The organism is Micromonospora sp. DT44 (assembly GCF_049841635.1).
In the GTDB taxonomy this organism is placed as follows: Bacteria; Actinomycetota; Actinomycetes; order Mycobacteriales; family Micromonosporaceae; genus Micromonospora.
The window spans coordinates 88,336-102,681 of the sequence record NZ_JBNCKS010000021.1; the positions used below are offsets into that span (position 1 = coordinate 88,336).

Annotated in this window: 15 protein-coding genes; 11 read left to right on the forward strand and 4 right to left on the reverse strand. The window is 72.2% G+C overall.

Annotation, left to right across the window (positions count from 1 at the left end; translation table 11 throughout):
• Nucleotides 1-49: 49 nt before the first annotated feature.
• The 4 genes from ACLQ25_RS14670 (at nt 50) to thpR (ending at nt 3,085) form a co-directional block, all read left to right on the forward strand.
• A complete protein-coding gene (locus tag ACLQ25_RS14670) occupies nt 50-499 on the forward strand; it encodes a MarR family winged helix-turn-helix transcriptional regulator (protein WP_396800347.1) in 450 nt (149 codons plus the stop codon).
• Nucleotides 500-578: 79 nt separating this feature from the next.
• Nucleotides 579-1,862 (forward strand): MFS transporter, encoded by a 1,284-nt coding sequence (locus ACLQ25_RS14675; protein ID WP_425731422.1) that lies wholly within the window; start codon nt 579-581, stop codon nt 1,860-1,862.
• A gap of 123 nt (nt 1,863-1,985) precedes the next feature.
• Nucleotides 1,986-2,495: a hypothetical protein gene (locus ACLQ25_RS14680; protein WP_425731423.1), complete on the forward strand. Its 510-nt coding sequence runs from the start codon at nt 1,986-1,988 to the stop codon at nt 2,493-2,495.
• An 11-nt stretch (nt 2,496-2,506) separates the two neighbouring features.
• A complete protein-coding gene (gene thpR / locus ACLQ25_RS14685) occupies nt 2,507-3,085 on the forward strand; it encodes an RNA 2',3'-cyclic phosphodiesterase (protein WP_425731424.1) in 579 nt (192 codons plus the stop codon).
• A 100-nt stretch (nt 3,086-3,185) separates the two neighbouring features.
• On the opposite strand, the gene sepH is transcribed toward thpR, so the two are convergent.
• The 3 genes from sepH to ACLQ25_RS14700 all read right to left on the reverse strand — a co-directional run bounded on the left by sepH (nt 3,186) and on the right by ACLQ25_RS14700 (nt 6,890).
• Nucleotides 3,186-4,268, reverse strand: coding sequence for a septation protein SepH (sepH, locus tag ACLQ25_RS14690; RefSeq protein ID WP_425731425.1), 1,083 nt, complete (start codon nt 4,266-4,268; stop codon nt 3,186-3,188).
• 185 nt (nt 4,269-4,453) lie between these two features.
• Nucleotides 4,454-5,581 carry a phosphoserine transaminase gene (serC, locus tag ACLQ25_RS14695; protein WP_425731426.1) on the reverse strand — a complete coding sequence of 376 codons (1,128 nt, stop codon included), beginning with the start codon at nt 5,579-5,581 and terminating at the stop codon, nt 4,454-4,456.
• Between the two features lie 202 nt (nt 5,582-5,783).
• Nucleotides 5,784-6,890 (reverse strand): citrate synthase 2, encoded by a 1,107-nt coding sequence (locus ACLQ25_RS14700; protein ID WP_425731427.1) that lies wholly within the window; start codon nt 6,888-6,890, stop codon nt 5,784-5,786.
• 280 nt (nt 6,891-7,170) lie between these two features.
• Between ACLQ25_RS14700 and pdxH the strand changes: the two genes are divergently transcribed.
• The 7 genes from pdxH to ACLQ25_RS14735 all read left to right on the forward strand — a co-directional run bounded on the left by pdxH (nt 7,171) and on the right by ACLQ25_RS14735 (nt 13,257).
• Nucleotides 7,171-7,800 (forward strand): pyridoxamine 5'-phosphate oxidase, encoded by a 630-nt coding sequence (gene pdxH / locus ACLQ25_RS14705; protein WP_425731440.1) that lies wholly within the window; start codon nt 7,171-7,173, stop codon nt 7,798-7,800.
• The gene (locus ACLQ25_RS14710; protein WP_425731428.1) at nt 7,797-9,095 is read left to right on the forward strand and encodes an MFS transporter; all 1,299 of its coding nucleotides are present in this window, start codon (nt 7,797-7,799) and stop codon (nt 9,093-9,095) included. Before pdxH ends, ACLQ25_RS14710 begins: the two co-directional genes overlap by 4 nt.
• Before the next feature lie 18 nt (nt 9,096-9,113).
• Nucleotides 9,114-10,043 (forward strand): aldose 1-epimerase family protein, encoded by a 930-nt coding sequence (locus ACLQ25_RS14715; RefSeq protein WP_425731429.1) that lies wholly within the window; start codon nt 9,114-9,116, stop codon nt 10,041-10,043.
• Nucleotides 10,043-10,645, forward strand: coding sequence for a nitroreductase family protein (locus tag ACLQ25_RS14720; RefSeq protein WP_425731430.1), 603 nt, complete (start codon nt 10,043-10,045; stop codon nt 10,643-10,645). Before ACLQ25_RS14715 ends, ACLQ25_RS14720 begins: the two co-directional genes overlap by 1 nt.
• Before the next feature lie 187 nt (nt 10,646-10,832).
• Nucleotides 10,833-11,138, forward strand: coding sequence for a type II toxin-antitoxin system VapB family antitoxin (locus ACLQ25_RS14725; protein WP_393219867.1), 306 nt, complete (start codon nt 10,833-10,835; stop codon nt 11,136-11,138).
• Between the two features lie 64 nt (nt 11,139-11,202).
• The gene (locus ACLQ25_RS14730) at nt 11,203-12,363 is read left to right on the forward strand and encodes an acyl-CoA dehydrogenase family protein (RefSeq protein WP_425731431.1); all 1,161 of its coding nucleotides are present in this window, start codon (nt 11,203-11,205) and stop codon (nt 12,361-12,363) included.
• 99 nt (nt 12,364-12,462) lie between these two features.
• Complete coding sequence (locus tag ACLQ25_RS14735) at nt 12,463-13,257, forward strand: DUF4230 domain-containing protein (protein WP_425731432.1); 795 nt, start codon at nt 12,463-12,465, stop codon at nt 13,255-13,257.
• A 508-nt stretch (nt 13,258-13,765) separates the two neighbouring features.
• Here the strand turns inward: ACLQ25_RS14735 and ACLQ25_RS14740 are convergent.
• Nucleotides 13,766-13,975, reverse strand: coding sequence for a PspC domain-containing protein (locus ACLQ25_RS14740; protein ID WP_425731433.1), 210 nt, complete (start codon nt 13,973-13,975; stop codon nt 13,766-13,768).
• Nucleotides 13,976-14,346 lie beyond the last annotated feature (371 nt).

Consider the following 14,346-nt stretch of genomic DNA (forward strand, 5'->3'; position numbering starts at 1 on the left):
TGGTCATAACAGATGTCGTTAGCCAGGCTCATTAGTTAAGCTAACTAACGTGACGGAGCGGACGGTGACGGCGGAACGCGTGCCACCGGCGCAACTGGCTCCCCAGTTGCGAGATGCGATCACCCGACTCAACCGGCGGGTCCGACGGGCCCGGCCGGTCGGCGACCTCACGGTCACCCAGGTCTCCGCGCTCACCAGCCTGCGGCTGGCGGGCGGGATGACGCCACGGGAACTGGCCGAGATCGAACGGGTGCAGCCACCGACGATGACCAAGATCGTCGCGAAGTTGGAGGACCGTGGCCTCGTGCGGCGGACCCCCCATCCGACCGACGGCCGACAGGTCATCCTCGCGGCGACCGAAGGAGGGCAGGCCGTGCTCGACCAGTTCGAGCGGGCCCGCGACGAATGGCTGGCCCACCGGCTGGCCGCGCTCGACGAGGACCAACGGGAGACCCTGCACAGGGCCGCCGAGATTCTCCAGCAGCTCGCTCGCGCCTGAGCCTGAGCCCGCGCCCGCGCCACCGGGCCGTGCCGTCACCTGACGATGACGCGTACGTCCTTGAGGAGGCGCACCGAGAGTGCAGGCCAAGCTGAGCACGATGTTCCAGTCCCTACAGGTTCGCAACTACCGCCTTTTCGCATCCGGGCAGCTGATCAAACTGGTCGGCGTCTGGATGATGTTCATCGCCCAGGACTGGCTCGTTCTCGACCTTTCCGACAACTCCGCCACCGCGCTCGGCGTGGTCACCGCCTGTCAGTTCACGCCGGTGCTGTTGCTCACGCTCCTGTCCGGCCGCCTCGCCGACCGGTACGACAAGCGGGTCCTGCTGTTCGCCGCCAACGCCTTCTGGACGGTGCTGGCGCTCGTCATGGCCCTGCTGGTCCTCACCGACCTGGTGCAGCTGTGGCACGTCTTCGCGTTCGCCGCGCTGCTCGGCGTGGCCAACGCCGTGGAGACCCCGGTCCGCCAGGCGTTCGTCTCCGAACTGGTCGGCACACCGTTGCTGCCGAACGCGCTGTCGCTGAACGCCGCCGTCTTCAACTCCGCCCGGATCGTCGGTCCGGCGGTCGCGGGTCTGGCGATCGCCGCCTTCGACGTGGGCCCGGTCTTCCTGTTCACCGCCGTCAGCTCCATCGCGCCGCTGGTGAACGTCGTCCGGATGCGGACCGCCGACCTGCACCGCGACGCGCTCCTACCGCGCGACGAGCGGGCGTCCGCGAAGGTCGTCGACGGGCTGCGGTACGTGTGGCGGCGGCCGGACCTGCTGCTGCCGATGGCGGTGATGTCGGTGATCGGCATGTCGCTGTTCAACTTCCAGCTCACCCTGGCCGCGCTGGCGAAGACGGTCTTCCACACCGGCGCCGCCTCGTTCGGACTGTTCAGCACCGCCCTTGCCGTGGGCGCGCTGGGCGGCGCGCTGAGCGGCACCGGCCGGCGCAGCCGCCCGTCGGTGTGGCTGGTGCTCGGCGCCGCGGTCGGCTGTGCCAGCTTCGGCACCCTGGTCGGGTTCGCGTCGACGTACTGGCTGGTCGTCGCGCTGCTGGTGCCCACCGGCTTCTTCATGGTCTTCTTCGCCCAGGCCGCCAACCAGCGCGTCCAGCTCGGCGTGGACGCCGCGTTCCGGGGACGGGTGATGGCCCTGTGGGTGCTGGTGTTCCTGGGCACCAACCCGGTCGGCGCACCGCTGATCGGCTGGGTGGCCGAGCACTTCGGCGCCGGCGCGAGCATCTGGATGGGCGGGCTGATCTCGCTGGCCACCGCGCTGATCGCGTTGACCTGGCAACTGCGCCGATCCGGTGCGCGGCTGCGCTTCCGGGTGCTGCCCATGCCCCGCTTCTACGTCACTTCCGCCGACTGCTGAGCCACACGCTCGGGCCCCCGCCGACCGCCGGGCAGGGGCCCCCGAGCGTGGCCCCGATCGACGGATAGCGTGGATGCGGCCAAATCGCTGGCGAGGTGGCACGACGGGGCTTAGCGTCGATACGTGGGAGTCGGACGCGCGCTGATGCTGGCCCTGGCGTTCCTCGCCATGGCCAGCATTCCGGCGGTGTTCGCCCTGCTCTTCTGCTACGACGAGATTCTCGACCGGGCGGTCTGCGGCTGGGCCGAGTGGCGGGAGGGCCGGCGGGAGCGACGCACCATCGCCCGCCTCGACCGGGCCATCGAAGCCGACGCGCTGACCCGGGACATCGACCTCAGCGAGTTCGACCGCACCGACCGTCGTCCCCTGGAACAGCTCGCGGCCGACCTGCGCCGACTCGGCGGTCAGCGACTCGGCGGCATCGGCCGGCCGATGGTCTGGCACGGCGCGGTGGTCCAGGCGTACGACGACCGGCTCCGGCTGGCCTGCCGCGCCCTCGGGATCACCGAGCACCTGGCCGAGCTGACCGGCGTCGACCAGGAGATCGAGCGGGTACGCGTGGAGGGCGTGCTGCACGCCGCCGGGTTGACCCTGCCGGCCGCCCGAGCCGGGCACCGGCAACGCCACCGTTGACGGGCCCCCGAATGCGGCTGTTCGTCGCCGTCAACCCGCCCGCCGAGGCGGTTGACCACCTCGGCGCGCAGGTCGCCCGGCTGCGGGTCGCGGCGGCGGCCGCTGGTGCCCGGGTGCGGCTCGCCGACCCGGCGGACCTGCACCTCACCCTGGCGTTCCTCGGTGACGTCGAGGCCGCCCGACTGGTCGACGTGGAGACTGCGCTCGGGCTCGCCGCCGACTCGTTCCACGACGGCCTCGATGCCCCGCCCCGGCTGCGTCTCAGCGGCGGTGGCGTGTTCGGCGATGGCCCGCGCACGGTGCTCTGGGTGGACGCCCAGGGCGATGTCGAGGCGCTGCACGGCCTGGCCCGGCTGGTCCGGGATCGGCTGCGGCTCGCCGGGGTGGCGTACGACGAAAAGCCCTTCCGCCCGCACCTGACCGTGGCCCGGCCCGGGGACCGGATGGATCCGGCCGCCGTCGAAGCCGACCGCGCCGCACTGGACGAGTACGCGGGCCCGGAGTGGCCGACCACGGAGTTGCTGCTGATGCGCAGCCGTCCCGGGTCGGGACGCCCGCGTTACGAGCGGCTTGCCGCTTGGCCGCTCTGATCCACCCCGGGTTCACGGAAGCCGGGGTGTCCGGCAGGCGCCGACAGCGCGACTTCCGTGAAGCCGAGTCGATCAAGCAGTGACTGTTCGACGCGGAACGTCAGGAGGACTCGCGGGCGGCCGGACCGCTGCCGAAGAGCACGTCGTCCCAGCTCGGCAGCCGCTTGCGCGGCTTGCCGTTGGCGTCGGTGGACTCGCCGCCGGCCGCCGCAGCGGCCGTGCCGGTCCGTCGGGGTCGCAGCACCGCCAGCGACGGCACGGCCGGGACCTCCTTGGGCGCGTCCGAGTCGTCGTCGAAGGCCGACCCCTGGCCGCCGCCGAGCAGCGCGGCAGCGCCGCCGCCGACCGGCCGCTGCCGGGGCGCGTCCGAACCGGCCAGAGCAGCGGGGGTACGCGGTTCGAGCCCGCGACCCGACGAGGCCCCGAGTGGACGGTCCAGCGAGGCGAGTAGGGCGTCCCGGCCGGCCCGGATCGGATCGCGGCCCGGTCGCGGGTGCTCGGACGCCGCCGGCAACCCGTGCCCACCACGACTCGGCTCACCACGCGACGGACCGGGCAGGCCGTGCCCACTCCGCTCCGGCGCCGGCTCCTGGCCGAGGATCGGCGTGGGCCGCTCGGCGCATAGGTACTGCGCCATGTCGTCGTGCGGCGTGACCACCTGCCGGGCCTTGTCCATGTCCCAGATGGCCTGCGCGGTCGCCTTGCCCGACGGCCAGGTGGCGATGATCCGCCAGGTGCCGTCGTCGCGCCGGTACGCGTCCCAGGAGATCTTCTCGGTGTCGATGCCGTGCTGGCTCAGCCGACCGTTGACCACCTCGGCGAGCGGGGTGGGCTTCTCCGCGCCCTTGAGCCGGGTGCGGCGGGCGTGCTGGGCGAGCATGGCCCGCTCCTGGAGCACCGGGCCGGCGTAGCGCAGGACCCGGTCGACCGGCACCCCGGCAATCCGGGCGACGTCCTCGGCGGACTCACCGGAACGGATGCGGGCCTGGATGTCCCGGGGGGACAGCGAGGGGATCGGGTCGACGGTGCTCGGTGCCACCGCGAGCGGCGGGGCACCTGGCTCGGGGTGCATCACACCGGCGATGCGCTCGTCGATCGGCAGGGCGAGCAGTCGCCCGACCTCGTCGGCGAGCACCAGGGCCTGGCCGTCCTCGGAGAGGGCGACGAAGCGTACTGGGCGCATAGCGTTGCCTCCGTCCCGCTTCGCTGGCCGCACGCCACGAGTCGGCCACCCAGGCGTCTCGGACCACCGTACGCGCATCTGTCTCAGGGTGGGGGAAGCGACACCCCGCATGTCGTGACTGAGCTGCGGCAATGATCACGGTGGGTGTCCGTCGAGGCGTCAACGGACACCCACCGTGACGAAGCTCAGAGGCGCTCGACCACGTAGTCGATGGAGGCGGTCAGAGCCTCGACGTCGGACGGCTCGACGGCCGGGAACAGCGCCACCCGCAACTGGTTGCGGCCGAGCTTGCGGTACGGCTCGGTGTCGACGATGCCGTTGGCGCGCAGCGCCTTGGCGATCGCGGTGGCGTCCACCCCGTCGGCGAAGTCGATGGTCGCGACCACATTGGACCGCAGCGCCGGATCGGTGACGAAGGGCGTGGCCACCGTGGACCGCTCGGCCCAGCCGTACACCGTGGCGGCGCTCTCCGCCGTGCGCTTCGCCGCCCACGCCAGGCCGCCCTGCGCGTTCATCCAGTCGGTCTGCTCGGCGGCCAGGAAGATGGTGGCCAGTGCCGGGGTGTTGTACGTCTGCTCGAGCCGCGAGTTGTCGATCGCGGTCACCAGGTCGAGGAAGGCCGGGATGTAGCGCCCGGACGCCTTGATCTCGGCGGCCCGGTCCAGCGCGGCCGGCGACATCAGGGCCAGCCAGAGGCCGCCGTCGGAGCCGAAGCACTTCTGCGGCGCGAAGTAGTAGACGTCGGTCTCGCCGACGTTGACCTCCAGGCCGCCCGCGCCGGAGGTGGCGTCGACGAGCAGCAGTGACCCCTCGTCCGCGCCGGCCACCCGGCTGATCGGCACGGCCACGCCGGTCGAGGTCTCGTTCTGCGGCGTCGCGTACACGTCCACGCCGGCCTCGGCGACCAGGGCCGGGGCGCTGCCGGCGGCGGCCTTGCGGACGGTGGGCTCGCCCAGGAACGGAGCGTCGGAGACCGACTTGGCGAACTTCGCGCCGAACTCGCCGAAGTTGGCGAACTGGGCCCGGTCACGGACCAGGCCGAAGGTGGCGACCTCCCAGAAGGCCGTGGTGCCGCCGTTGCCGATCACGACCTCGTAGCCCTCGGGCAGGGAGAAGAACTCGGCGATGCCGGAGCGCAGCCGCGCCACCTGGTCGCGGACCGTCTTCTGCCGGTGCGACGTACCCAGGTAGCTGGTCGCCACCTCGGCGAGCGCGGACACGGCCGCCGGACGGACCTTGGACGGGCCGCAGCCGAAACGGCCGTCGGCGGGCTTGATCTCGTCGGGAATCCGGATGATCGGTGCGTCAGCCACGGTTCTGAAGATCCTTCCGCAAGGGCGAGGGCGGGCCCGGCGACACTGCCGGCCCTCATCCTCGCACCTGGGGTTGGCGGCGACGGCCGGGGTCCCGACGGGGGGTCTGAGTCCTTCGCCACACCGCCACTGTCGAACGGGACGCGACGCGAAGAGGCCCCCGTGCGACGCGGAACGTCGGACGGGGGCCCCGGTGAGCAGCTCAGACGCCGTGCGGAACGGCGCCCCAGCCCTCGACGTCGGACGGCTTGCGCGTCTCCGGGCCCATGTAGCGGGCGGACGGCCGGACCAGCCGCTGAAGGCGCTTCTGCTCCAGGATGTGCGCGCTCCAACCGCCCATCCGCGCGCAGGTGAACATCGACGTGAACATGTGCGCCGGCACCTCGGCGAAGTCCAGCACGACGGCCGACCAGAACTCGACGTTGGTGGCGAGCACCCGGTCCGGGCGGCGGGCCTGGAGCTCGGCGAGGGCGGCCTTCTCCAGCGCCTCGGCGATCTCGAAGCGCGGCGCGCCCAGCTCCTTGGCGGTGCGCCGGAGCACGCGGGCGCGCGGGTCCTCGGCACGGTAGACCCGGTGGCCGAAGCCCATCAGCCGCTCGCCCCGGTCGAGGACACCCTTGACGTACCCCTCGGCGTCGCCGCTGCGCTCCACCGCCTCCAGCATGGTGAGCACGCGCGACGGCGCGCCACCGTGCAGCGGGCCGGAGAGGGCGCCGATGCCCGACGAGATGCAGGCCGCCGCGTCGGCGCCGGTGGAGGCGACGATGCGTGCGGTGAAGGTGGAGGCGTTCAGGCCGTGCTCGGCGGCCGAGATGAAGTACGCGTCGACGGCCTTGACGTGCCGCGGGTCAGGCTCGCCCCGCCAGCGCTTCATGAACCGCTCGACGATGGTCTGCGCCTTGTCGATCTCCTTCTGCGGCACGGCCGGCAGGCCGAGACCGCGAGCGGACTGGGCGACGAAGGAGAGCGCGGTCACCGACACCCGGGCCAGGTCCTCGCGGGCCTGCTCGTCGGAGATGTCCAGCAGCTGGCTGAGCCCCCAGTACGGCGCCAGCATGGCGACCGCCGACTGCACGTCGACCCGGATGTCACCGGAGTGCACCGGCACCGGGAACGGCTCCGCCGGCGGCAGGCCCGGCCCGAACCGGCCGTCGACCAGCAGCGCCCAGACATTGCCGAACGAGACCTGGCCGATCAGATCCTCGATGTCGACCCCGCGATAGCGCAGCGCGCCACCCTCGCGGTCGGGTTCGGCGATCTCGGTCTCGAAGGCGACGACGCCCTCCAGACCGGGTTTGAAGTCGGCCATGTCGCTCTCCTGGATCTGGTCGGTACGCCCGATCAGCTGATCCGGCCCGGTCGGCCGAGCGCCTTAGGCGACCCTCAGGGATGTGTTCGGAACATCTTGCCTGCTGGGTAACCGGATACGCGACCCAGTGCGACTGTGCTGCACGCGACATCTCCGGGCGCGCATTCTCCGCGCCGGTCGGTGAGACTGGGCGAAGCGGTCTGGCCAGCGCGGGAGGGTGCCGGTCAGCACGCCGAGAAGGAGTGGGGACGTGACGGGCGACACACCAGCCCCGGCCGCGATGCGTAACGAGTACGCCGCGGACCTGGGCCTGACCGAGGCTGACCTGGCCGCCGACTGGTACACCCAGTTCGACAGGTGGTTCGCCGACGCGGTGGCTCACGGGCTGCCCGAACCCAACGCCATGGTGGTGGGCACGGCCGACGCCGCCGGCCGGCCGAGTGGGCGGACCGTACTGCTCAAGGGGTACGACCCGGAGGGCTTCGTCTTCTTCACCAACCAGCTGTCCCGCAAGGGTGTCGAGGCGGCCGGCAACCCGTACGCCAGCCTGGTCTTTCCGTGGTTTCCGATGCAGCGGCAGGTGGTGGTCTCCGGGTCGATCGCGCCGGTCGAGCGGGCGGTGACCGAGTCGTACTTCGCCAGCCGGCCGCGCGGGTCGCAGGTGGGCGCGTGGGCCAGCCCGCAGTCGTCCGTGGTGCCGGACCGGGCCACGTTGGAGGAGCGCTACCGCGAGGTGGCCGAGCGGTACGACGACGAGAGCGCCATCCCGCCCCCGCCGAACTGGGGCGGCCTGCGTGTTCGGCCGGACTCGGTGGAGTTCTGGCAGGGCCGGTCCGGTCGGCTGCACGACCGCCTGCGCTTTCGTCGCGTCGACGGAAGCGACTGGATCGTCGAGCGGCTGGCGCCGTGACCGGTGTGCAGGAGGCCCGGCCGCGCGGAGCGCGCCGCTGGGCGATCGACCTCCGCCCACTTCGTGTCCCGGCGTACCGGCGGCTGTGGCTCGGCAACACCGTGGCGATGTTCGGCTTCCAGTTCACCGCCGTCGCGGTGCCGGTGGAGATGTACGCCCTCACCCGGGACTCGTTCTGGGTCGGCCTGCTGGGCGTGGCTGCCTTCGTACCCCTGCTGATCTTCGGGCTCTGGGGTGGCGCGGTCGCCGACGCCCGCGACCGCCGTGCCGTGCTGCTCGGTGGCTCTTTGTTGCTCTGGGCATCGACTCTCGGGCTGCTGGTCCAGGCGCTGCTGAACGTGGGCAGCCCGGTGCTGCTGCTGGTGTTGATGGCCGTGCAGTCGGTGGCGTTCGCGATCACCTCGCCGGCCCGCAGCGCCATGCTGCCCCGGCTGGTCCCCGACGACCTCGTCCCGGCCGCCACCACCCTGAACTACACGACCTTCACGGCCGCGTCGGTCGCCGGCCCGCTCGCCGCCGGCCTGATCCTCTCCGCCTCGTCGGACACGACGGTGGTCCTGCCGATCGCGTACGGGCTGGACGCGGTGCTGTTCACGGCGATGCTCTGGGCGGCGCTGCGCCTGCCGTCGCTGCCGCCCGAACCGAGCGCCGACGGTCAGGTCCGCCGTGCCGGCCTGGCCAGCGTCATCGACGGCTTCCGGTACCTGGCCACCACGCCCGTCCTGCTGCTCTCCTTCGGGGTGGACCTGATCGCGATGATCCTGGCGATGCCGCGGGCCCTGTTTCCGGAGATCGCCAACGAGCGGTTCGGCGGAGGCGGCTCGGTCGGCCTGCTCTACAGCGCCATCGCGATCGGTTCCATGATCGGCGGGCTGACCTCCGGCTGGATCGGTCGACTCCGCCGCCAAGGCGTCGGCCTGGTCGTCGCGGTGGTCGGCTGGGGCTTCGCGATCGCCGCGGCCGGACTCGCCCACCAGCTCTGGCTGATGGTCCTGCTGCTCGCCGTGGCCGGCGCCGCCGACCTGGTCAGCGCAGTGCTGCGCCAGTCCATGCTGCTCGTCTACGCGCCGGACCGCATGCGCGGCCGACTCCAGGGCGTCAACACGGTGGTGGTGGCCGGTGGGCCCCGCCTCGGCGACCTGCGGGCCGGCACCATGGCGGCCGGGTTCGGCGGCGGGGTGGCCTGGGTCGCCGGCGGACTCGCCTCGGCGGTGCTCGTGGTGGTGCTCGCGGTCGCCTTCCCGGCGCTGCTGCGCTACCGGGCCACGACGGCGTCGAGCGGCGACCGGCCGTGACCGGTTAGGGTCGCCGGCATGGAAAGCCCTGAGCAGCGCCCCTTCTCCGGCGCACAGTGGACCATCGCCGCCGCGGGCCACGAGGCCGTCATCGTCGAGGTGGGCGGCGGGCTGCGGACGTACCGGCACGACGGCGTCGACCTGCTCGACGGGTACGGCGTCGACGAGGTCTGCCCCGGCTGCGCCGGACAGGTGCTCGCTCCCTGGCCGAACCGGATCCGGGACGGGCGCTACGCGTACGGCGACCGGACGCACCAGCTCTCGCTGACCGAGCCGGAGCGGCACGTCGCCATCCACGGGCTGGTCAACTGGGTGCCGTGGCGGCTGTTGGAGCAGTCCACGGACGCGGTGACCCTCGGCTACGACCTGCCGCCGCAGCCCGGCTACGAGTGGCCGCTGCGGCTGGTCAGCCGGTGGAGCGTGAGCGCGGACGGTCTGCGGGTCGAGCACGAGGTGACCAACGTGGGCACCGAGGTCGCCCCGTTCGGCTTCTCCGTGCACCCGTACCTGCAACTGCCGGGTGTCGCCGTGGACGACCTGGTCATGCGGCTGCCGGCGCGTACCCGGATCATGGTGGACGGCCGGTTGCTCCCGGTCGGCGTGACGCCGGTGGCCGGCACCGAGTACGACTGGGCCAGCCCGCGCCGGATCGGCGACGCCGAGTTGGACCTGTGCTTCGGCGAGGTCGTCCGCGACGCCGACGGCGGCTCCTCGGTGAGCCTCGCGGCGCCGGACTCCTCGTCCGGGGTGAGCATCTGGGCGGACGCGGAGTTCGGCTGGTGGCAGGTCTTCACCGGTGACGCGCTCACCGGCGAGCGACACCGCCGGTCGGTGGCGATCGAGCCGATGACCTGCCCGCCGGACGCGTTCCGGTCGGGCAGGGACGTGCTCGCGCTCAAGCCCGGCACGACCTGGCGGGGTGCCTGGGGCATCCGTCCCGGGGCCTGATGGAGTTCGCCGAGGTCGTCCGCCGTCGACGGATGGTCCGCAACTACGACCCGGACCGTCCGGTCCCGCCCGACGTGGTGGACCGGCTGCTCGACCACGCCGTACGCGCCCCGTCGGCCGGCTTCGCCCAGGGCTGGGGTTTCCTGGTGCTGGAGGAGCCGGCCGACCGGGAGCGGTTCTGGGTGGCCACCACGCCCGACGGCGGAGGCCGGGAGCGCTGGCTGGCCGGGATGCGCCGCGCGCCGCTCATCGTGGTGCCGCACGCCAACGAGTCGGCCTACCTGACGCGGTACGCGGAGCCCGACAAGGGCTGGACCGACCGGTCGAAGGACCGTTGGCCGGTGCCCTACTGGTACGTCGACACCGGCTTCGCCGCGCTGCTCATGCTCCTCACGGCGGTGGACGAGGGGCTGGGGGCGTGTTTCTTCGGTATCCCACCCCAGCGACTGGCCGCGTACCGGGAGAGCTTCGGTGTGCCGGCGGAGTACCAGCCCATCGGTGCCGTCACAATCGGTTACCGAACAGCGGACCATCGGTCACCATCGTTGCGTCGCGGTCGACGGGGGATGGACGAGGTGGTGCGGCGCGGCCGGTGGAGCTGAGCGCCGTGTCCCGTTCGTCGGGTTGAGGATCGGACGAGCGATAGCGAAACTGACATCAGGGAGCAGAACGTCGCGTGCGCGGGGCCGCTAGGCTGGCACGGTCATCGGTGCCGCGCCGCGCGTTGTCGGCCGCGGCCGGGCTCGGCGCCGTCGGTCCGTCCGGTCTCGGGGAGGGGAGCGTGCCGTCGTGATCTTCAGAGCGGTCCGGGACGGGCGTCCCTACCCGGAGCACAACCTGACGCTCAAGCAGTGGGCGGAGATTCCGCCCCGTCCGCTGCGTCTGGATCAGCTGATCACCACCAAGCGCGAGTTGGCGCTCGACAAGCTCCTCGCGGAGGACTCGACCTTCTACGGCGACCTCTTCCCGCACGTCGTGCAGTGGAGCGGTGGCCTCTACCTGGAGGACGGGTTGCACCGTGCGCTGCGCGCCGCGCTGCAACAGCGCAACCAGATCCACGCCCGGGTCCTGGTGCTCTCCGAGCCCGTCGACTGAGCGCGCGTGAGCGGCCCGGCCGTCGAGTGAGCGGCCCGGCCTGAGGCTTCACTAAGGTGACGGCATGACTGCCCTCGATCTGCTCGACCTGGACCCGTCGCTCACCGAGGAGGAGCGGCAGATCCGCGATGTCGTCCGCCGACTGGTCGACGACCGGGTCCGGCCGTACGTCGCCGACTGGTACGAGGAGGGTCGCGTGCCGGCCCGCGAGCTGGCCCGGGAGTTCGGCAAGCTCGGGCTGCTCGGCATGCACCTGACCGGGTACGGCTGCGCGGGCGCGTCCGCCGTCGCGTACGGGCTGGCGTGTCAGGAGTTGGAGGCCGCCGACTCGGGTGTGCGCTCGCTGGTCTCGGTGCAGGGCTCGCTGGCGATGTACGCCATCTGGCGCTTCGGCAGCGAGGAGCAGAAGCAGCGCTGGCTGCCCCCGATGGCGACCGGCGAGGCGATCGGCTGCTTCGGCCTCACCGAGCCCGACCACGGCTCCGACCCGGGGTCCATGGCCACCCGGGCCCGGCGCGACGGCGACGACTGGGTGCTCACCGGCGGCAAGATGTGGATCACCAATGCGCCGATCGCCGACGTCGCCGTGATCTGGGCGCGAACCGACGACGGGGTACGCGGTTTCGCCGTACCCATGGACACGCCCGGTGTCACGGCGCGCGAGATCCGCCGCAAGATGTCGCTGCGCGCGTCGCTGACCGGCGAGATCGTGCTCGACGACGTCCGGCTGCCGGCCGACGCCCAACTGCCCGAGGCCGTCGGGCTCAAGGCCCCGCTGAGCTGCCTGACCGAGGCCCGCCACGGCATCGTCTGGGGGGCCGTCGGCGCGGCGCGCGACTGCCTGGAAACCACCCTGGCGTACGCCACCACGCGCACCCAGTTCGGTCGACCGCTCGCCGCGTTCCAACTCACCCAGGCCAAGCTCGCCGACATGGCCGTCGAGCTGGTGAAGGCGCAACTGCTCGCGCTGCACCTCGGCCGGCTCGCCGACGCCGGCCGGCTCCGCCCCGACCAGGTGAGCGTGGGCAAGCTGAACAACGTGCGGGAGGCGCTGGCCATCGCCCGGCAGTGCCGCACCATCCTCGGCGCCAACGGCGTCTCCGGCGAGTACCCGGTGCTGCGGCACGCGAACAACCTGGAGAGCGTGTTGACGTACGAGGGCACCTCGGAGATCCACCAGCTGATCGTCGGCCAGCGGCTCACCGGGCTCTCCGCCTTCGCCTGACCTGCCCGTTTACGCATTCCGGCCGCTCGCCGCGCGGCTGTCGTACAGGGGCCGTACCGTCATTGACAGACGACGTGTCTGACGAGGACGGTGAGTGTGATGGCTCGGGACGCTGACATCAACGAGCCCACGAGGGAGTTCCCCGGTTACCCGACCGGCGACGACCTCAGGGAGCGCTCGGCCGCGACACCCGACCCGACTCCGGGCGGGCCGGGCGAGCCCGCCGGTCCCCCGAGCGGTGGGGGCGGGGGTGGGGGTGCGGCCCGTGGGCTCCTCCTGCTGCTCGGTGCCGCCGCGCTGGCCGTGGTGGTGCTGCTCGGCGTGCAGGCGACCGGCTTCCTGCCGGACTTCCGTAACCCGTTCGCCAAGGAGCAGACCGACCGCAGCCAGCCGCCGCTGCTGAAGTCGATCCAGGATCTGAGCCGCTACGTGGCGGCCGAAGGCAACTTCCAGGTCGTGGTCGACACCCAGAACGACCGGCGCAACGTCCCGGACTTCCTGCTCAACGAGCGCACGCTGTTCGTCGGAGCCGGCAGCGTCGAGGCGTACGTCGACTTCACCAAGATCGGTGAGGGCGCCATCGTCCAGTCCGCCGACGGCAAGTCCGTCGAGATCAAGCTGCCCGCGCCGCAGCTCGGCGAGACCAACCTCGACATGGAGAAGAGCTACGTCTTCGCCGAGCAGCGCGGCCTGCTCAACCGGCTCGGTGACCTGGTCGGCAACGACCCCAACCGGCAGCAGCAGGTCTACCAGTTGGCCGAGGAGCGGATCACCGCCGCCGCCCGGGACAGCGGCCTCTCCGCCCGCGCCCAGGAGAACACCCGCAAGATGCTGGAGGGGCTGCTGCGCTCGCTGGGCTACCAGCAGGTCACGGTCACCTACACGGCCCCCTGACCCCGGCACCAGGGCGCCCCCGGTCGCTCTGGCAACTCGACAGCGCCCGCCCCGACCATCGTCGGAGCGGGCGCTGCGGTGTCTGCCGTGCTTGGTGGGCTGCCGTCGTGCTTTGCGGGCTGCCGTGCTTTGCGGGCTGCCGTGCTTGGTGGGCTGCGGCCGTGCTTTGCGGGCTGCGGCCGTGCTTGGCGCGCTGTCGTGCTTGGCGCGCTGTCGTGCTTGGCGCGCTGCCGCGCTTGGCGCGCTGCCGCGCTTGGCGGCTGCGGTGTCTGCCGCGCCCACCGGGCTGCCGCGCTGTGCCGGGCGAGGTGCCGGCCAAGATCTGCACAACTACGGGGATACTGCTGCCTCCGGCGTCCGTGAGGCAGCAGTATCCCTGAAGTTGCGGCCCGCTCGGCCCGCTCGGCCGGCTCGGGCGGTTCGGGCGATTCGGGCGGTTCGGGCGGTTCGGGCGGTTCGGGCGGTTCGGCCCGCTCGGCCCGCTGCGGGCGGCGGGCGGCGGGGTGGGTCAGTGGCCGCTGGAGGCCAGGTAGCGGTCCTCGTTGGGCATGAGGATCCAGAGGATCAGGTAGACGACCACCTGCGTGCCGGGCAGCAGCAGCGACAGCAGGAACAGCAGTCGGACCATTCCGGCCGACATGCCGAACCGCCGACCGAGGCCGGCGCAGACACCGGCGAGCATGCGCCCATCGCGGGGCCGAACCAGTTTGCGACTCATCGTCGTACTCCCACTCTGCGGCGGTGCGCCGCGTCTGTAGTCCACGGTAGGAAGGGGTGACCGTCCCGCCCTCGGTCCCGAGGAGGATCGGCGGACCGTGGACCCGTAGGTACTTACCCGTGCGGCCCCGCTCGACGCCTCCGCGCTCTGCGCCCTTGCCCCCGCGCTCTGCACCAAGCGGCCGCGCCCGCACTCCGCACCAAGCGGCCGCGCCCGCACCAAGCGGCCGCGCCCGCACCGAGCGCCCGCACTCCGCACCAAACGCCCGCGTCCCGCGCCCGGCGCCAAGGTCGTGCTCGATCCTGGAGCTTGTCTCATCCTGTTTGGGCTGTTCAGGGGGGATTGGCAGGCTGCGTGGAGTAGTCGCGGTG

Bases quoted from the DNA above. Each gene is read 5' to 3' on its own strand.
- thpR (WP_425731424.1), top strand. From the start codon at position 2,507: ATGCGGCTGTTCGTCGCCGTCAACCCGCCCGCCGAGGCGGTTGACCAC.
- sepH (WP_425731425.1), bottom strand. From the start codon at position 4,268: ATGCGCCCAGTACGCTTCGTCGCCCTCTCCGAGGACGGCCAGGCCCTG.
- ACLQ25_RS14700 (WP_425731427.1), bottom strand. From the start codon at position 6,890: ATGGCCGACTTCAAACCCGGTCTGGAGGGCGTCGTCGCCTTCGAGACC.
- pdxH (WP_425731440.1), top strand. From the start codon at position 7,171: ATGCGTAACGAGTACGCCGCGGACCTGGGCCTGACCGAGGCTGACCTG.
- ACLQ25_RS14715 (WP_425731429.1), top strand. From the start codon at position 9,114: ATGGAAAGCCCTGAGCAGCGCCCCTTCTCCGGCGCACAGTGGACCATC.
- ACLQ25_RS14720 (WP_425731430.1), top strand. From the start codon at position 10,043: ATGGAGTTCGCCGAGGTCGTCCGCCGTCGACGGATGGTCCGCAACTAC.
- ACLQ25_RS14730 (WP_425731431.1), top strand. From the start codon at position 11,203: ATGACTGCCCTCGATCTGCTCGACCTGGACCCGTCGCTCACCGAGGAG.
- ACLQ25_RS14735 (WP_425731432.1), top strand. From the start codon at position 12,463: ATGGCTCGGGACGCTGACATCAACGAGCCCACGAGGGAGTTCCCCGGT.
- ACLQ25_RS14740 (WP_425731433.1), bottom strand. From the start codon at position 13,975: ATGAGTCGCAAACTGGTTCGGCCCCGCGATGGGCGCATGCTCGCCGGT.